Source organism: Streptomyces sp. NPDC059743 (genome assembly GCF_042732975.1).
GTDB lineage: Bacteria > Actinomycetota > Actinomycetes > Streptomycetales > Streptomycetaceae > Streptomyces.
In genome coordinates this window covers 217,603-234,293 of record NZ_JBHWGS010000007.1, presented here as the reverse complement: position 1 = coordinate 234,293, position 16,691 = coordinate 217,603, and the positions used below count along the sequence as shown (strand labels likewise).

Annotated in this window: 11 protein-coding genes; 6 read left to right on the top strand and 5 right to left on the bottom strand. The window is 68.4% G+C overall.

Annotation, left to right across the window (positions count from 1 at the left end; all coding sequences use genetic code 11):
- Positions 1–221: 221 nt before the first annotated feature.
- Entirely contained in the window at positions 222–662 is a 441-nt protein-coding gene (locus ACFV6H_RS15535; protein WP_385541873.1) for a hypothetical protein, read from the top strand.
- A 375-nt stretch (positions 663–1,037) separates the two neighbouring features.
- Positions 1,038–1,805 carry a hypothetical protein gene (locus ACFV6H_RS15530; protein WP_385541871.1) on the top strand — a complete coding sequence of 256 codons (768 nt, stop codon included), beginning with the start codon at positions 1,038–1,040 and terminating at the stop codon, positions 1,803–1,805.
- A 148-nt stretch (positions 1,806–1,953) separates the two neighbouring features.
- On the opposite strand, the gene ACFV6H_RS15525 is transcribed toward ACFV6H_RS15530, so the two are convergent.
- The 3 genes from ACFV6H_RS15525 to ACFV6H_RS15515 form a co-directional block, all read right to left on the bottom strand.
- Positions 1,954–2,199, bottom strand: coding sequence for a hypothetical protein (locus ACFV6H_RS15525; protein WP_385541869.1), 246 nt, complete (start codon positions 2,197–2,199; stop codon positions 1,954–1,956).
- Positions 2,183–2,434: a DUF6400 family protein gene (locus ACFV6H_RS15520; RefSeq protein ID WP_385541867.1), complete on the bottom strand. Its 252-nt coding sequence runs from the start codon at positions 2,432–2,434 to the stop codon at positions 2,183–2,185. The genes ACFV6H_RS15525 and ACFV6H_RS15520 overlap by 17 nt, the downstream gene beginning before the upstream one ends.
- A 258-nt stretch (positions 2,435–2,692) precedes the next feature.
- Positions 2,693–2,914: a MerR family DNA-binding transcriptional regulator gene (locus tag ACFV6H_RS15515; RefSeq protein ID WP_385542119.1), complete on the bottom strand. Its 222-nt coding sequence runs from the start codon at positions 2,912–2,914 to the stop codon at positions 2,693–2,695.
- Here ACFV6H_RS15515 and ACFV6H_RS15510 point away from each other — a divergent pair.
- From ACFV6H_RS15510 to ACFV6H_RS15500, 3 genes are all read left to right on the top strand, one after another.
- Positions 2,819–3,151, top strand: a complete 333-nt coding sequence (locus tag ACFV6H_RS15510; protein ID WP_385542117.1) for a DUF6194 family protein — start codon at positions 2,819–2,821, stop codon at positions 3,149–3,151. The two genes, ACFV6H_RS15515 and ACFV6H_RS15510, sit on opposite strands and share 96 nt — an antisense overlap.
- Positions 3,152–3,554: 403 nt before the next feature.
- A complete protein-coding gene (locus ACFV6H_RS15505; RefSeq protein WP_385541865.1) occupies positions 3,555–8,402 on the top strand; it encodes a ricin-type beta-trefoil lectin domain protein in 4,848 nt (1,615 codons plus the stop codon).
- A 2-nt stretch (positions 8,403–8,404) separates the two neighbouring features.
- Positions 8,405–9,073 carry a hypothetical protein gene (locus ACFV6H_RS15500; protein WP_385541863.1) on the top strand — a complete coding sequence of 223 codons (669 nt, stop codon included), beginning with the start codon at positions 8,405–8,407 and terminating at the stop codon, positions 9,071–9,073.
- A gap of 164 nt (positions 9,074–9,237) precedes the next feature.
- Here ACFV6H_RS15500 and ACFV6H_RS15495 read toward each other — a convergent pair whose 3' ends face one another.
- Complete coding sequence (locus ACFV6H_RS15495) at positions 9,238–11,148, bottom strand: FHA domain-containing protein (protein WP_385541861.1); 1,911 nt, start codon at positions 11,146–11,148, stop codon at positions 9,238–9,240.
- A 243-nt stretch (positions 11,149–11,391) separates the two neighbouring features.
- Positions 11,392–14,772, bottom strand: coding sequence for a S8 family peptidase (locus ACFV6H_RS15490; protein WP_385541859.1), 3,381 nt, complete (start codon positions 14,770–14,772; stop codon positions 11,392–11,394).
- A 268-nt stretch (positions 14,773–15,040) separates the two neighbouring features.
- On the opposite strand from ACFV6H_RS15490, the gene ACFV6H_RS15485 reads away from it, so the two are divergent.
- Positions 15,041–16,627 carry a hypothetical protein gene (locus ACFV6H_RS15485; RefSeq protein ID WP_385541857.1) on the top strand — a complete coding sequence of 529 codons (1,587 nt, stop codon included), beginning with the start codon at positions 15,041–15,043 and terminating at the stop codon, positions 16,625–16,627.
- The last annotated feature ends 64 nt before the right edge of the window (positions 16,628–16,691 follow it).

Sequence of the window (16,691 nt, the reverse complement as noted above, 5' to 3'; positions counted from 1 at the left end):
CGAATGCGGATCAGCAGAGGGGGCGGTGGCATTCGTGGGACTTCTCCGGGACTTCGCGCCGGGTGGGAGTGCTACCGCAGCGTGACCCGGGGGCGGAGTGGCCCAGCACGACGTCGGAGGCACCCCGATCAGCGACTGGGCCCACAGCGAAACCAACAACTACACCACCTTCCTGGGCATCCACGCACACACGGCGCGGACCAACAGAGAAGAAGGGCGAAATGACCGTCGACGGGACAAGGCGTGGGCGAACAGACGTGACGATCCGCCCGGAGAAGCCACCCTTCAAGAGACAGCAGCTCTCATATCTCGCTTGCCTGTTCGGCGTTCTCTCGGCATTGACTATCACCGCCTGCCAGCCAGGGCCTCAGTTCAACATCCAGAACAACACCAGCGAGCTAATCCAGTTTGAAGTGACTAGATTGCCGTCGCAGTATGATCCGGTCACTCGCACATTGGGTGTGGCGAGCGCGCAGCCGGGGAAAGACACTGGACCCCGTATCAACTGGATCGGAGGCACCGAAGGGGAATGCCATAAACAGTATCAAATAGTCGGCAGGACCACATCGGGCAAGAAATACACTTACGGTCCCCCCGTCTGCAATGGAGGAACGTGGACCATCGATAAGGACACACCTTTTTCCCAGTCAGTCAACAAATAGAGGTGGGAGCGGGACCGGACGAAGAGCACGGCGACTGAAGAGTCCGGCGCGGGTGACCCCGACCTCAAATACGCGGTGTGCTCTCCTACGCCTTTCCACGGAACCACCGGTCCGATACGCTCCATCGACCACCGCCGGGCCCACCGGGGCCGAGCACTGCCCGTAGGCGCCCTCGAAGACGTCCGCCAGCACCCCCGGCGGCGCGTACGGCGTGGCCAACCTCCCGCCACGCCCGCACGGTCTGGGTGAGCAGATCCCCCGGCCTCTGGTTCCACCTGGATATGCGCTCTGTACGATCAAGGTCTTTCGAACCAGCACCGAGAGCGGCGCGCCAGGTGGGGAGACCGGGCGTGCCGCGGTTCCCGAGGGGGATTCATGCGTGTACGCGCCACCACCGCCACTTCTGTCGTGGCTGCCGCGGCGGCGGGGGCTCTGGCCTTCTCCGTCTTCGCCGCGCCGGCCGCACATGCGGCGAAGGACAACCTGTCGATCAGCGATGTCGTCGCCAACGGCGGCAGAAGCATCGTTGTCGGCACCACAGCCAAGAAGTCCTTCACGGTCACAGCGACCGTCACCGAGGACTCGGGCGTCAAGGAGGCCGACCTGGCCATCGAGCACGACGACCCCCACTACAACTATTACTGGAAGCCCGCCACCTGTAAGTCCGCGGGGAAATCGCGTTACTCCTGCAAGGCCACCCTCACCATTGACCCGCGTGCCGAGTGGTTCCGGAACGACCAGGCGGGCACATGGAAGGTCCATGCCCAGGCGTCCGGCAAGGACGGTGACTTCTACGGCGATTACTACTCCACCGTCCCGGTCAAGCGCGCCGCCGAACTGACCGTCGACGCCGCCCCGGAGCCCGTGAAGAAGGGCAGGACCCTGACCGTCACCGGCAAGCTCACCCGCGCCGACTGGAACACGAACAAGTACGCGAACTACGCCTCCCAGCCTGTACGGCTTGAGTTCCGCAAAAAGGACAGCAGCGCCTACTCCACCGTCAAGACCGTGAAGGCCAACGGGTCCGGCAGCCTCAAGACCACCGTGAAGGCGGTCTCGGACGGTTACTGGCGCTGGAAGTTCACCGGCACCTCCACCACCGCGGCCATCGCAACCACCGGCGACTACGTCGACGTGCGCTGAACCCAGCGGGAGCTGGTGCGAGGGCGAGTCCACGCCGACCATGTTCCGGTCGATCCGTGCGCCGAGATCGTCGTCGGCGTGAGCTCCCTCGCGCTTCGAGAGGCGCCGAAGGCTCGTCCAACGCTGCCATCGCACAGCCGCCGATTCGTCAAAAGCAGCGGGCGCTGTCGCCGGGGCGGGTGACGTCGGGCCGGGTGTTCAGTGACCATGTGTGCGTGCACTGCGGGCACTGGAGGTGGATGACCGGCCCGTCGTTGGAGATCAGATGGCGCCAGTGCTCGCCGCAGTTGCGGCGGTCGGCGCAGGTCGCGCAAGAGCGGGCGTCGTCGCAGATGGGGCAGGCCACCCAGGCGCGACGGGCGAGGTCCGCCTGTGGATCAATGGGCAGCCGCACGGCCCGGCTCCTCCCCCGGCAGGACACCGGCCGCCACCAGCAGGTCATAGGTGCGCTGCTGCTCGGCGTCCAGGCCCGAGTAGAGAAGGGCGTACGCTTCGTCCTCACCTCGGAGGACGGCCACCGGGTCCCAGTCGGGCCCGAGCGCGGCCACGACCTCGGCCCGTCGCCGGGCTTCCTCAATGGTCAGGTCGATCGTGAAAGGGATGAGGCCGGTGGCGTTGTCCTGGTTCATGGCGAGACTTCCGGTGTGCTGGCGGAACACCACCATCTGTACCAGGCGCCCGCGCCCGCAGGGAAGGGTGGCCTAAGTCGCCCAGGGACGGCCCGAGGCGAGGCTCCGCCCGGCCCGTCGACGGGACATCCTCGGATCGGCCGTCAGCGGCGGGCCGTTGCCGGCGCCACGCCCCGAACGACCGGCACGGTCCGCTCACGGCGCTGTGACGTACTTCACAGCTTGCCGGTGTCGTACGCCGCGAGCCGGACACGGCGCTCACACCGGACCGGCGCCGACCGCGAGGGCTCGGCAGGCAAGCGCGGAACGCAGGTGAACCTCTCCGTAGATCCGGTAGCCCGCCGCTGTGCGCGTCGCCGGTGGCAGCACACCGTCGCGTTCGAGATTACGTACCTGCTGAACCGAGCATCCGGGGAGATCAGTTGGGGAGATACGTTCTTCTACTACGCTCCTGCCGGTGTCACGCCGAAAACGGCTCAACCGTTCGTGACGATCGTGACGATCGTGACGAAGAACTATCCAGGCGATGAGAGTTCACGTCTGGAGTGTCCTGTCCGGGTATCGCACTGCCGGAAAGTCACCGACGAGATTCGGCCACCTCCCGGTTCAGCCATCACGTCCCACTCTCACCGTTCGAGCACACCCTGCACACAGGATTCACCTAGGAACGGCGGCGGCGGGCCCAGATGGTGGGCGGTCCGCCCGTCTGACCAGTGACGGGGCGCTTCCCGCCAACCTGCGCCACGAGAGCGTTATTCCCTGTTCGGCCGTGTCGACATCTGCCTAAAATGACGCCGCCTCAGGCCGGAAATTGATCACTCCGTGCCCGGGTATGTCATTTGAGCGACCGGGGGAACGCGTCGCCGGGGGGAAAGGCGCATCGTCATGCCGCAATGTCCGCACTCTGTGCATCCCTTTTCGGCCAGGTCCCGCCGTTCCTGATTCCACGGCGGGCGGAGTGGCCTGCTCGGCCATCTCGATCCCGGCCACCGGCCGTCTTCCGGTCGTATTCACCGTCCATGAAGAGGATGCGCACGTGCGTTTCAGACCATCAAGGCCGTCCATACCCATATCACGACGATCTCGGCTGTCCGCCCGGATCCTCCCGCCTCTGCTCGCCGTGGCCGTACTGACGAGCGTGGGCGCCAGCCCGGAACTGGTCGGCCGGTACGCCGCACCGGCGATCGAGCCGGTCGGCAGCGACTACGACTGGTTCGAGGACACCGCCGCCGAGCAGTTGCGGCAGGACCAGTGCCTGATGAGCGATGTCCTGCGGCTCGGCGGACCGTCCATGGCCGACACCGCGCGGGACGGGCTCAACCAGACACCCGAACAGCTCCACGTACTGGCGAACCGCGACTTCTGGGAGGACACGCCCCTCGCCACGGCCTACGAGAAGGACCGTAACGCCGCGGACGCGGAGATGGACGCCATCAACGCCCTCCACGACGCCTGGAAGGCGCCGCTCGTCGGTCTTGAGACTCCCGGCGGCTTCACCAACGTGGGCTTCCACTGGCCGCCCGGGACGAGCAACGACGGTCAGCAGGACTTCCATTCGCAGACCGGTCTCAGCCAGTGGGTCGCCGATCAGTTCTGGAAGGACGAGTTCGACTTCTACGAGGACTCCACGCCGGAGGCCGACGCGCAGACCGTCCAGGCCGTCAAGGACCTGGGCGGGCCGCTCTACGGAAGCGATCCGGACCCGAGCCTTCCGGGCGACGAGTGGAACCGTGTACGCGACGAACACGAGGCCTTCGAGTGGCTGACGGACATGCCGCTGGAGCCCACCGGCGCGGACAACGCCCGTCTCTTCCTCGCCTCGGGCGGATTCGCCCGCACGGCCCCGGCGCCGGGCACCCCGGAGTACCGGATCGCGGTCGAGGACCTGAAGACCCGGTTCTCCGCATGCGCGTGGCGTGACCCGATCGACCCGGCCAAGGTGCTGCGCGGCGTCTCCGCCACGGCCGCCGCCGAGTGGCAGCAGGAGATCGCCTCGCAGGCCACACAGCGCAACCAGATCCTGACCGCGAACAAGTCCGCCACCAAGGCGCTGGCCGCCGGTTCCAAGGCGCTGGGCCAGCTGCTGGGCTATTCATGGGTCGCCGACCACCTCACCCGCTGGCAGGACTACTGGTCCTCCGGCGGCATCGGCTGGATCGGCACCTCACCGACGGTGATCCAGGTGCCGGGCGCGGCGGGCAAGTGCCTCGGCGCCCAGGGCGCCGCCACCGCCAGCGGCACACCGGTCGAGGTCGTCACCTGCAACAGCACGACTGCCCAGCAGTGGCAGGTCTCCGACAGCGGTGCCCTGATCAACGTGAACTCCCAGAAGTGCCTCGACGTGTCCAACAACAACACGGCGGACGGCACGAAGATCCAGCTCTGGACGTGCAACTACTCTCCGGCGCAGACCTGGGAGTACAACGTCCGGGCCACCACGGCCCTGAAGAGCGTCGGCACGGGCAAGTGCCTGAACTTCCCGACGTTCACCAACGGTCAGGACGCGCTGACGTACACGTGCAACAGCTCCAGCGCGCAGAAGGTCACCATCAAGGTGTCCGCGCACAACGGCGTCGTCCCGGAGGCGGCCCAGTTCACCAAGGCGCAGCAGGGCCTCGCCGCCGCCCAGGCCGGTGCGAAGGCCCAGCTCGCCACGCTCAAGACGCAGGCGACGGCCGGTGCGAACGCCGCCGCCACCAGTGAGACGGCCGAGAAGGCCGCCTACGCGGTGGCCGACGCCAACGGCGCGCCGCGCGGCCGTGGTCTGCTGGTCGGCCAGCAGAAGGCCCAGGTCACCCAGGGTGCCGGAGCCGCGCTCGCCGCTTTGCAGAAGGCCGGTGAGACCGCCGAGGCTGCCACGCGCGCCGCGGCCGGCGACAGTGCGACGATCGCGCAGCGGGCGCTGGCCCAGGCCGCGCAGTCGAAGGCGGAGTTCCGCAAGGAGGCCGCGTACACCGCCGAGTTGCAGGCGAAGGCGGCGGCGGACGCGGCCAAGCTGCACCGGGACAACGCCAAGAAGGACAAGGAGACGGCCGAGGCGAAGCTCGCCGAGGCGCTGACGGCGGAGTCCGACGCGAAGGCGGCTGCCGCCGAGGCGCACGCCAAGCGGCTCGCGGCCGAGGCGGAAGAGGCGACGGCGAAGAAGGAGAAGGAGACCGCCGAGGCCAAGCAGGCCGAAGCGGCCCAGCACCGCCGGAACGCCGAAGCGGAGGCGACGAAGGCCAACGACGCCAAGGGCAGGGCCGAGGCGGCGGAGGCCACGGCGGTGGCCCGTAAGGAGGATGCGGAAGCGGCCCGCGACAGGGCCCGGGACCTGCGCGACGACGCCTGGGACGCCGAGCAGAAGGCCGACGCGGCCCGTGCCAAGGCGGACGCGAAGGAGGCATACGCCGAGGCCCACGACGCCGACAGCGACGCCGCGGAGTCCAGGGCGGCGGCTGACGCCGCGTCCGCTCACGCGGACAACGCCGAGGCGGCGGCCGGCCGGGCCCGTACCGAGGCGGACGCCGCGACCCAGGCGGCGGCCGACGCGGACGCCGCGGCCACCCGCGCCGAGGCGGCTGCCAAGCGGTCCCGTGCGGCGGCCGACGACGCGCAGGCGGCGAAGCTGAAGGCCGACGCCGCTGTGCGGACCGCGACGAGCGCCGCGGCCGACGCCATCGACGCGTCGGAGCATGCCGCCGCCGAGGCGAACCTGGCGGTCGAGCTGGCCGACGAGGCGGAGACGCAGGCGAAGACCGCCAAGGCCCACGCGGACGCGGCGCAGGCGGAGGCCGACAAGGCCGTGGCCGCCTCGGCGAAGGCGGCGGGCTTCGCCCATGTCACCGCCCAGGCCGCCGTGGACGCCGGCAACGCCGCCGCCCAGGTCGCCGCACCCGCGAACGACGCCATCCAGCTCGGCTCGCCTTATGTCACCAAGGACTCGGCCGCCGGGCTCGTGGTGCTGTCGGGCCAGGCGTCGAAGACGATCGCCGAGCAGCAGAAGGCCGTCGCGGACGCCCACGCCAAGAACGCCGCGGAGGAGGCGGCAGCCGCCAAGGCCATCGCCGACGCGGCACAGGGCGACGCCAAGGCCGCCTATCAGCACGCGGCGAACGCCGCCGGATACGCGGCGACCGCCCGCGGCTATGCCAAGGAGGCCCTCGGCTACGCGGCCGACGCCGCCTCGGCCGCCGCGAAGGCCCAGTCGTCACTGGCCCGCACGATCGAGTACGACCGGCAGGCCACGGCCGACGCGGCAGCGGCCGACACGGCGGCCGGCCGCGCCGAGGGCTACGCCACCCAGGCCCGCGACTCCGCGGACCAGGCCGCCCTCGACGCCGACGCGGCCCGAGCCGCCGCGGCGGAGGCCGAACAGGCCGCCGAGGACGCCCGGGCCGCCGCGAACCGGGCCGACGAGGCCGCGACAGCGGCCGAGGAAGCCGCCAAGGACGCCCAGAAATACGCGGAGTCCGCACAGGAAGCGGCCGAGTCCGCCGAACGCAAGGCGGCCAACCAGCAGGTCAGCAGCGGCGCCGGCACAGGGATCGGCGGCACGTTCTATGTCGTCGACGAGGACAGTGTCAAGGTCACGGACACCAAGCAGGACAAGCCCTGCGAGCTCCCGCCCGGCTTCGGCACGAGCTGCACCGTCACCTTCACCTACACGTTCGACGTGACGGTGGACTTCTATCTGTGCAGCAACCCCGACGTCCCGGCCACCGCGTCCGGGTGCCCCTCGTCGGACACGGTGCATCTGGGGGCCGAGACCTTCAAGGGCCTGACCAGGGAGATCACCCAGACCTTCACCCAGGCGGACATCCTCAGGGGACTCCTCCAGACCTACCTCCAGGTCGGCAAGGCGATCCTGGTCCAGGACTTCGTGGACTGCTGGCACGGCAGTGCCGGCGGCTGCGCCTGGGCGGCTTCCAACTTCATCCCCGGCAAGGCGCTCGGGAAGGTCGTCGAGGGACTCAGGGCCCTGGACGCCGCGATGACGACCGGGATCAACGTCCGGGAGGCGTTCGTCGCGCTGAAGGCCCTGGACGTGAACCCGGCGACGCTCGCGCGGATCGAGAACACGGTCAACAGCTACGAGGACCTGGTCACGCTCTGCAGGACCAACAGTTTCCCGGGCGGCACGCCGGTCCTCATGGCGGACGGTTCGCACAAGGCCATCCGCGATGTGCGCGTGGGCGAGGCGGTACTGGCCACGGATCCGGAGACCGGGCGGTCGGCGGCTCAGCCCGTGACCGACACGTACCGCCACGACACCACGCGCCTGGTGGACATCTCCGTCGGCGGAGGAGTCCTGACCAGCACGGCGGGCCACCGGTTCCACGTCGAGGGACGTGGCTGGACGCTTGTCTCCGATCTGCGCGTGGGCGACAGCCTGCGCACTCCGGACGGCGCCCTCCACCGGGTGAACGGTCTTCATGACCGGGCAGGTCTGGCGCCCAGCGAGGTGTACGACCTCACGGTCGACGCGTTCCGCACGTTCTACGTCGGCACCGGCGGGGACCGTTCGCGGGACGTGCTCGTCCACAACTGCACCAACATCGTCGGCGACGAGGGCATCGAAGGCGCCCACACCCTCAACCAGCACGTACAGCCCAGCGACGCCAGGATGGCCGAGATGGCGGTGGAGAAGGGCGCTGCGACGAAGTGGACGGACCAGGCGACCGCCGTCGGGGCGATCGACCAGGGCATGGCGGACTGGATCAAGGTGCCCGGCAACGCGAAGAAGCTGGAATCATGGAGGATCAAGCAGGCTCAGCGGGTCGGCAAGGGCATCGGCTTCGACCCGAGAAAGGACTTGTTCACCATCCGCGTCCAGGTCGAGGGATTCGGCGCCTCCCTCGGGCGGAAGTGGGTGAAGGACGGTCCGCAGGGTGTCGCCGTCGGCAACTTCGTGCATATCGAGCTGAAGTTCGCCAAGGGGCACGCCAGGCCCAGGACCTGGGTCGTCTACACCGCCTATCCGGAGTAAACATGACATGCGAGACAGGTCTCTCCTGGCTCTCGGAACAGTGCGGGGAGATGGCCGATCTGCTTCCCGCGGAACTCGACTGCCTCGTCGAGCGGGGGCCGGTCTCCACCATGGTCCTGATCGCGGAGCGGTCGGTGACGGACCTGGACCGGCCGGCGTCGCTGCAACTCGGACGTGATGTGCGGCGTCTGCTGGATTCCGCACTGCCCGAGGAGACGATCCGGACGGCGTGGGTCGGCTCCACGGACCATGTGTTCGACCCGTGCAAGGAGGACGTCGGTCCTCGGGCCTGGCTGGAGAGGATCGAATCGGCCTGGCTCTCCGCCGAACTCCGCCGCGCTCCCGGGTTCGTTCCGCCTGCCGCCGATCCGGTGACGGACGACGCGCTGCGCGCCGCCGTGCTCCGGGCGATGGGCCCGGTCGCCGCCGACCTGACCCAGGCGGACGAGGTGGGACAGCAGTACAACCCGTTGCCACTGACAGGTCTGGTGCCGGCGCTGGAACAGATGGTCGTCCAGGTCTGCGCCGACCTCGGCTACCGGCTGTTCCTGCGCGCCTTGAAGGCGTACTCCGTGCCGGTCGACGCGGCTACGCGCGAGGCGTTCGTGGCGCTCGGCAAGCGGTTCGGATACCCGGACCGCCTGGTGGAGGAAGGCCTCCACCAGGCCTGACCGGAGACAGGCGCGGCAAGGGTGGGGCGGAACGAGGTTCCGTCCCGCCCTGTGGTTTTCCCCTGTGGATCGCCGTTCGGCCCCTCGCCCCGCCTGTCACCGTCGGAGCGCGTCGGTGGCTGCGCGCAGAGGGCGTTGGTGGAGGACGGTTTACGGGGTGGAGGTCAGGGGTTCTTCTGGGGCGTTGGGACCGGGGCGTCCTTGCGGTAGAAGATGTCGATGTCGACCTCTTCGCCGCCCATGATCAGTGTGTCCCAGGCTCCGCTTTCCAGCAGGGTTCGCAGGGTTTCGCTCTTCAGGGTGCGCAGATGGTCCCGGAGCGTGGTGTCGTCGGGCATGCCGGGAATGCGCGGCGAGAGCCGGCCGCGGATTTCGCGCAGTTGCGTCATCAGCGTCTCGATGTCCGCGTCCTTGTCGAGGTCCGCGCCTGCGGCCTCCTCGATGCTCCGGGCTATTTGGTCCTTGATCGCGTGTGTGGTCCCGTTTTCGTCGGTGGCCACCATCGCTTTCCAGGCGCGGCTCTTCTGCCGGTACTGGAGCATCGACATCGCCGCTTCATGACGGAGGAAATCCGCGTCGCGGAAGGCTCTTCCGCGCCAGGCGTTGTCGAGTGACCGCGCCAGGGAAGTGGCCGACGCGAGGCCGGTGTTGAGTCCGCGGCCCGGCCAGAAATGGATCGCGTTGGCAGCGTCGCCGAGCAGGAATCCATAGGTGCCGGGAGTGGCCGATGTCGTGGAGAACAGCTGACCGGTGAACCGTGGCCGCTGCACCATGTCCAGTCGGAACGCGGTGACGGCGCTCAGGTTCTCCTCGGCGACGCCGAAGAACGTCAGTCCTTCCATGACGCGTTTCCACAGGGCCGAGCCCTTGACCAGAGCGGGCAGGAAAAGCGTGCTGTGCGTCGAGCAGTGGAAATCGCCGTGGTCGTCACGCCCCATCACACAGGGCCGTGAGGCGATACAGTCCTCGAACACATGCCGGACGGGATCGATACCGACGACTTCCTTGGCCTCGGTATCGGTGAGGCGCATATTCAGAAAGCCCTCGCCCCGCAGCGAGTTCAGCAGAAAGCGGTTCTGGGCGACGGTCAGCAGAACCGTCATCGGATCCGACAGATCGGACTTGACCCGCAGTCCCAGCACGACGTCCTGGACGTGGTGCCCGTTCAGCGAGTAGATCGAGGTGTCGGCATTGCCGAACTTGTCGGTGAAGTGGTCGCGCGTCCGGGAGCGCCCGCCCTCGCAGATCGCGAGCACATGGTCCTTGACCAGTACGTCGTGGTGCTCGACCGGATCGAATCTCTCGGGAACGAGCCGGATTCGGTCGGTCTTCTCGTTCGCCAGCTCAAGCAGTGTGTCTTCGATATAAGCGATCCGGATATTCCGCGGGCTGTGGCCACGGATCGAATCGGGGCCGGCCGGCCACATCTCTGAGTACGATTCGGCGCCGAACAAGCGCGCCTGTACCTCCTCGGGAAGATTCAGATACTGACGGCTCTGAACGGTGACGACCTGCTGGCGCCGGACATTTCCCTGTCCCGCGCTCTTCCATACGACCCGTGAGCCGTCCCGGGTCCAGCGGCCGTCGTACACCGTGATGGCCGCCCGCGCGCCCATCATGCTTTCGAGCAGCAGCGCGAAACTCAGTCCGACGGGACCGCCGCCCGAAACCGTGACATTCAGGACCGGCCCCGGTTCGACCGGCTCGGGAGGAGAGGCAAGCGACGGAAGAGAGGTGGGCGACAGAGAAGACGCGGGCGACGGAAGCAGGACCGTTTCCATCGCATCGGCCGCCTCGAAGACGAATGTCTCGTCGCCGATCGTGATCACATCGCCGGGACGGAGCCTGCGCGAGGTCACGCGTTCCCCGTTGACCAGCGTTCCATTGCTGCTCCCCCGGTCGTGCAGGACATAGCCGTCGTCCTCGCGCAGCACCTCCGCATGAAAACGTGAGGCGCTTCCGCTGGCGATCACCACACTGTTGTCCTGTTTGCGGCCGAAGGTGATCGGTGAGTCGCCCACCGTGAATCTTCGGCCGGCGAGAGGACCTTCACGCCCCACTATCTCGGGTGGCATGAGTCACTCCTTTCCATGTCGCCCCAGGTCAGCAGACACATCAGGGCTTTCGGCTGTCCGGCAGCATAGCCGTCTTCCGGGGAGGTCCACCCAGCCTCGGACGGTGCGTCAGGGCAGGTGCCGGGCCGGTGCCGCTGCCGGTGCACGGCCCGGGTACGCAACAGCCCTCGGCACGCGACCGCCCCCGCCTCGTACCGAGGCGGGGGCGGGATCAACGCATCGCCAAGTCGGCGTCGTTCCCTGCTACTTGAGCAGATACGCCTTGACGACAGTCACGTCGTACACATTGCCGTTCTTGTCCGTGAGCTTCGCCTTGAAGGAGACCGAGGTGGCCGTCTTCGGGTGGCTCAGCGTCAGGCTCCGCTTGCCGTCCTTGGCGGTGGTGACCGTGGCCTTGGCCCACTTGGTGCCGCCGTCGTAGGAGACCTGCACGGACAGGGACTTGAAGCCCTTGCCCGCCGCCGGACCCTGGATGTTGAGCGGGACCGTGAGCTTCTTGCCCTTGGCGCCGGCGCTGCCCAGGTCCAGCTTCGGAGCGAAGCGGACGGTGGAGAGCGGCAGCGTCACCACGGTCTCACCAGCCGGCCTCTTCGAGGTGAACGTCCAGCCCGCGACGATCCGCGTGCTGACCCCGGCCACCTTGGTGGAACGGGACACGTCCGTACTGATCCGGTACGCGGCCGACGCGGTCGGCAGGGCGTCGCTGTACGCGCAGAGTTCGTCACCGTTGTCGACGAGCTTCTTGCCGCCCGCGGTGATCACGGTCCGCTGCTTGGTCACCGAGGACTGGCCGAAGTGCCCGGCGCCATCGGTGAATTCGGGAATACAGACCGCCATCTCGTTCTGGAACCGGAGCGCGTTGTTGTCGGCGTTGACCTTCGGGCTGAACACCCCGACGTTGTAGGTGTGCGTGTACGTCTTCTTCGCCAGGTACGTCCTCGTCGCGTCGGGCCCGAGGAACACATAGCCCCCGGCCGCCGTGGCGCCCAGCTGTTCGAGACCGAACTCCCAGGTGAAGCCCTTGGGCACGGTGACATAGGTCTTGGCCGTCGCGGGCAGGGCGAACGGCCTGGTGACCGTACCGACGCCGAAGTCCGTGGCGTTCCAGAAGGGACTGACCGCGCCTCGCTGCGACTTCGCGGAGGCGCCGATCCGCAGATTCACCAGGGCCAGTTCGCTCTTGGCCGCCTTGTGGCTGAACCCGGTGTGGAGCGAACCGGTGCGGTTGTAGAGCAGGTTGTAGCTGGTGCTGCCCTTCTGCCAGGTGCCGCCGACCTGGGAGCTGAAGTCCCGGGCGGTGAGCGCCGCGCCGACCTGCGCCGACCTGAAGCCCGTGAAGCTGTCCAGGAACCAGGAACTGCCGATGCCGCCGCTCCGCAGTTCCAGCGCGTAGTTCAGATACGCGTCGACATTGGTCGCGGTCTCCGGCGGCGTGATGCTCAGCGGCTTCGCCTTGCGGGCGTCGAAGGTGACCGTTGAGTTCGCGGTGACCGAGAGCTTCGGCGCGACCATCAGGGCGATGTCGGGATCGATCCTGGGTCCCTTGGAGGTCTCGACCGGAGCCTCGACCAGATAACTGCCCTTGGGCACCCGGATCTTGGCGGTCCCGTCACCGTCGTTGTCGTACAGGTCCTCCCAGAAGTCACCGGTGTGTCCGTACACCATCGCGTCGGCCCGTGCGGGCTTGCCCTTGGTGTCGATGAACTTCAGCGTGAGGTCGTACGACTCCGCCTCGCGCACCGCGCCGAAGGACGTACGGACGCGCTGGCCGCCCTCGCTCGCGGCGGCGACGACCGAACCGGAGAAGGTGCCGTCCTGTGTGCCGGTCCTGGTGTCCGCGACGACATCGACGCTCGCGCTGCCGCCCGCGGGTACGGTGACCTGCTGCGCGCCGAGCGTGAAGAATCCGGCCGGAGCGGGCTGTCCCTTCGGTCCCACCGTGTCGAGCGACAGATCGAGCGTGACCGGCTCCGTGCCGCTGTTGCGGTAGGTGATCTGCCGGGTCACCGGAGTGTCGTCGGTGTGCGGCCACCGCTGGAGGCCGAAGTTCACCGAGGTCTGCTCGCTGGCCACGGTCTGGGTGATCGCCGCGGCCACATCCGTACGTCCGGTGCCCTGCTGATACGCCGTCAGCCCGGCGGTCGGCTTGGCGGACGCGGTCAGCGTCTGCTTGATCCGCTGTCCGGTCCAGTCCGGGTGCTCCTGGGCGAGGATCGCCGCGGCGCCCGCCACATGCGGAGTCGCCATGGACGTACCGGACATCGACACATAGCCGTCGGCCGCCGGGTCCCCGAGCTGTCCCTGGGCCGCCTTCGCCGCGACGATGTCCACACCGGGCGCGGTGAGGTCCGGCTTCAGCGAACCGTCGGCCGTCTGGCCCACGCTGGAGAAACCGGCGATCTTGTCGGCCCGGTCGACCGCGCCGACGGTGAGCGCGGAGGCCGCGCTGCCCGGCGAGCCCACCGTACCGGCGGACGGGCCCTCGTTGCCCGCCGCGATGACGAAGAGGATGCCCTTCTCGGCGGAGAGCCGGTCGACGGCCGCCTCCAGCGGATCCGTCTCGACGGTGTCCATTCCGCCCAGGCTGAGGTTGGCCACCTTGGCACCCTGGTCGGCGGCCCACTGCATGCCCGCGATGATCCCGGAGTCCGAGCCGGAGCCCGAGTCGTCCAGGACCTTGCCGTCGAGGATCCGCGCACCGGGCGCGACGCCCTTGTACTTCCCGCCGGACTTGGCTCCCGAGCCCGCGGCGATCGACGCGACATGCGTGCCGTGGCCGAAACGGTCTACGGTGCTGCCCGATCCGGAGAAGTCCTTCTGGCCCACCTCGACGCCCTTGAGGTCGGGATGGGTCTCGTCCACACCGGTGTCCAGCACGGCTATCTTCACACCGGCGCCGTCGTAACCGGCCTGCCAGGCGGTCGGAGCGCCGATCTGCGGAACGCTCCTGTCCAGGCTCGCGTGGCGCCTGCCGTCCAGCCACACCCGTGCCACACCGGGCGCCGTGGCGCGCGCCAGCCGCTGACCGGCCACCGGCGCGGTGAGGGCGTGCCACGCCTCGGACGAGCCGGTCTTGGGCGCGGTCAGCGCCTCGCCCTTGACCGCGGGCAGGCTCCGCCGTACGGAGACGTCCGCGGCCGAGATCGCCGACTTGGCCCGCGCCTTGTCCTCGGTGTCCTTGGTGTACGACACGATCAGCGGCAGCGTCCCGCGGTGCGCGTCGTCGTACCGGTCCCTGATCAGACCGGTGACGTCGAACAGCCGCCGGTCGAGGGCGCCTTGGGCCACCAGCCGGGACGCGTCGGCCGGCAGGACATAGGTACTGTCCCCGACGCGCCTGACGGTGGTACGGACATGCTCACGGCCCTTGCCGGGCTGGATCCGGGTCACCCGGCCCTTGGCGTCCACATGGACGCGGTCGCCGGTGATCAGAGTGACCACGGACGGCTCACCCTGTGCCTTGCGCGCCTTCGCGGCGAAATCCTGCGGTGCCGCCACACCGGAGCCGGCGCCGTAACCGACGCCGGAGCCGGACCGCTCCCCTGGGCCGGCCCCCGTGACGAGTCCCGCGGTGAGCAGCGCGGCCACCATGGCCGCGCCCGTTCTACTGCGTTTTCCGGGCAACTCTCCCCCTGCGTATGCCTGTTTGAGATGTGGCCATAAATCGAACGAACCCCCGAAGTGAACCATACCGGGTATGCCTACACCGATCTTGGGCCCATAGGTGGGTCCGAGGACCCTGCCGTTGGGCCCGGCTTCGTTCTTACGCTGCCTCCCGTTCGGGGGAACGGTGACGGCGTGGGACGAGGAGTGGATGGTGAGAGGCACCGGAGGTCTCCCGGTTTGGCATGCCCATGGCAGTAGAGCCCATGGCGACAAAGGCCAGGGCGGCGTGGAGTATGTCGCGGTGATCGGGGTGGTGGCCCTGGTCGTGGCGGCGATCGTGGGGCTGACGGTGCCCGAGGACGAGGCGGTCGGGCTGAGGAACGCGGTATGCAGAATCGTTCATGCGGCCGATGGCGCCTCCGCGTGCGCCTCGGGCGAGGACGGTGACGGCGGAGCCGGGGACGACGGCGGCGGAGGCGAGGGCGAGGATCCCGTCGTACCTCCCAACGATCCGTTCCAGCCCGCGAAGTGTCTGCTGTCTCAGGATCAGACCAAGGACACGGTCGTCATCCAGATCCTCTTCATCAAGATCAGCGGCTCGGACCAGCTCAAGGTCCAGCAGTGGTCCGACGGCACGGTCACCGTGGAGCGCGTCACGGACAGCAGTGTCGGAGTCACGGCGAGCGTCTCCGCGGGTATCCCCGGGCTGAAGGACTGGGGCGGCAGCGCCTCGCTGAGCGGTACGTACACGCAGGGCAGCGGCAAGGGCGGACAGTGGATGTTCGGCAGCCACAAGAGCGACAATCCGCAGGCCGATCTGGAGGCCAATCTCGCCGACGCCAAAGCCTTCGCCGAGGCGCTCAAGCAGCAGGACTTCTGCCGCGCCATGGTCGGCAGTCCCGTCTCGCCCATCAGCCAGGTCGGCTGCAGCAACAGCGCCATGTCGCAGATGGAGAGGACCAATCCGGAGCGGATGCCGGACGTCGACATCACCAAGACGACCACCGAGGCGTCGGGCGGGCTGAGTTTCGGCAAGTCGTTCAAGAAGGGCAGTGGCGAGGGCGGCAAGGACGGCGAGCCGAAGGACCTCGGCAGTATCTCGACCGATCTGATCAGCGGCTCCATGACTCAGGACGTGGTGGTCCTCCGTACCAACACCGGACCGGACGCGGGCAAGGTCACCTTCGTCTACACCTTCTCGGTGGGTGCCAAGGCCGGTGAGGTGGGCCAGGTCAGCGGTACGCGGATGCAGCAGGTGGCGGTCACTTATGACGCGGCCATGTACGACCAGGAGGAGAAGGACGGGCAGCCGCACCGCCCGCAGAAGATGGTGATCACGACCAGTCAGGAGACGGGTGGAGGGCCCGGGATCAATGTGGGCGCGGGAGCCAATGCGGGGCCTGTGACGATCGATGTCGGCGGAGGCGGCGGAGAGGTGGAGTCGCAGATCCATGTGGAGTCGGCCGAGGTCGCTCTGGACAATGACGCGGACAGCACGCTGGTGGAGGACTGGCTGCGCGGGCGCGGTGACTTCCCCGCCAGTGACGCCCTGCCCTCGCCCTCGGAGGCGGCCGAGGCGCCCGGCGCGGACGCCGGTCCCATCGAGCGGCTCCTGCACGACAAGGGCAAGCTCTCACGCCTGGACTACAAGGCCAACACCGACTGGTGGAACGCCTCGCTCGGCATCGGCTTCGGGATCTCCGCGGGCCAGGTGAGCATGGGCTTCAAGCTCTTCGGCATCGACATCACCCACGAGCACAAGGAACAGACCATCACCGGCGATCCCACCTACGCCACCGGCCCCCAGAGCGGCGGCACACGTCCCTGGGTCGAATGGAAGAACTGCACCCAGACCACACCCATCACCACCTGATGCCCTGACGACGGACGTCGGCAGCTGGCAGTCCGTCGTCGGCTGTCGGTCGTCGGCCGTGCCT

What these genes read in the sequence shown, in the direction of transcription:
- ACFV6H_RS15535 (WP_385541873.1), top strand. Translation starts at nt 222, where the DNA reads ATGACCGTCGACGGGACAAGGCGTGGGCGAACAGACGTGACGATCCGC.
- ACFV6H_RS15530 (WP_385541871.1), top strand. Translation starts at nt 1,038, where the DNA reads ATGCGTGTACGCGCCACCACCGCCACTTCTGTCGTGGCTGCCGCGGCG.
- ACFV6H_RS15520 (WP_385541867.1), bottom strand. Translation starts at nt 2,434, where the DNA reads ATGAACCAGGACAACGCCACCGGCCTCATCCCTTTCACGATCGACCTG.
- ACFV6H_RS15500 (WP_385541863.1), top strand. Translation starts at nt 8,405, where the DNA reads ATGACATGCGAGACAGGTCTCTCCTGGCTCTCGGAACAGTGCGGGGAG.
- ACFV6H_RS15495 (WP_385541861.1), bottom strand. Translation starts at nt 11,148, where the DNA reads ATGCCACCCGAGATAGTGGGGCGTGAAGGTCCTCTCGCCGGCCGAAGA.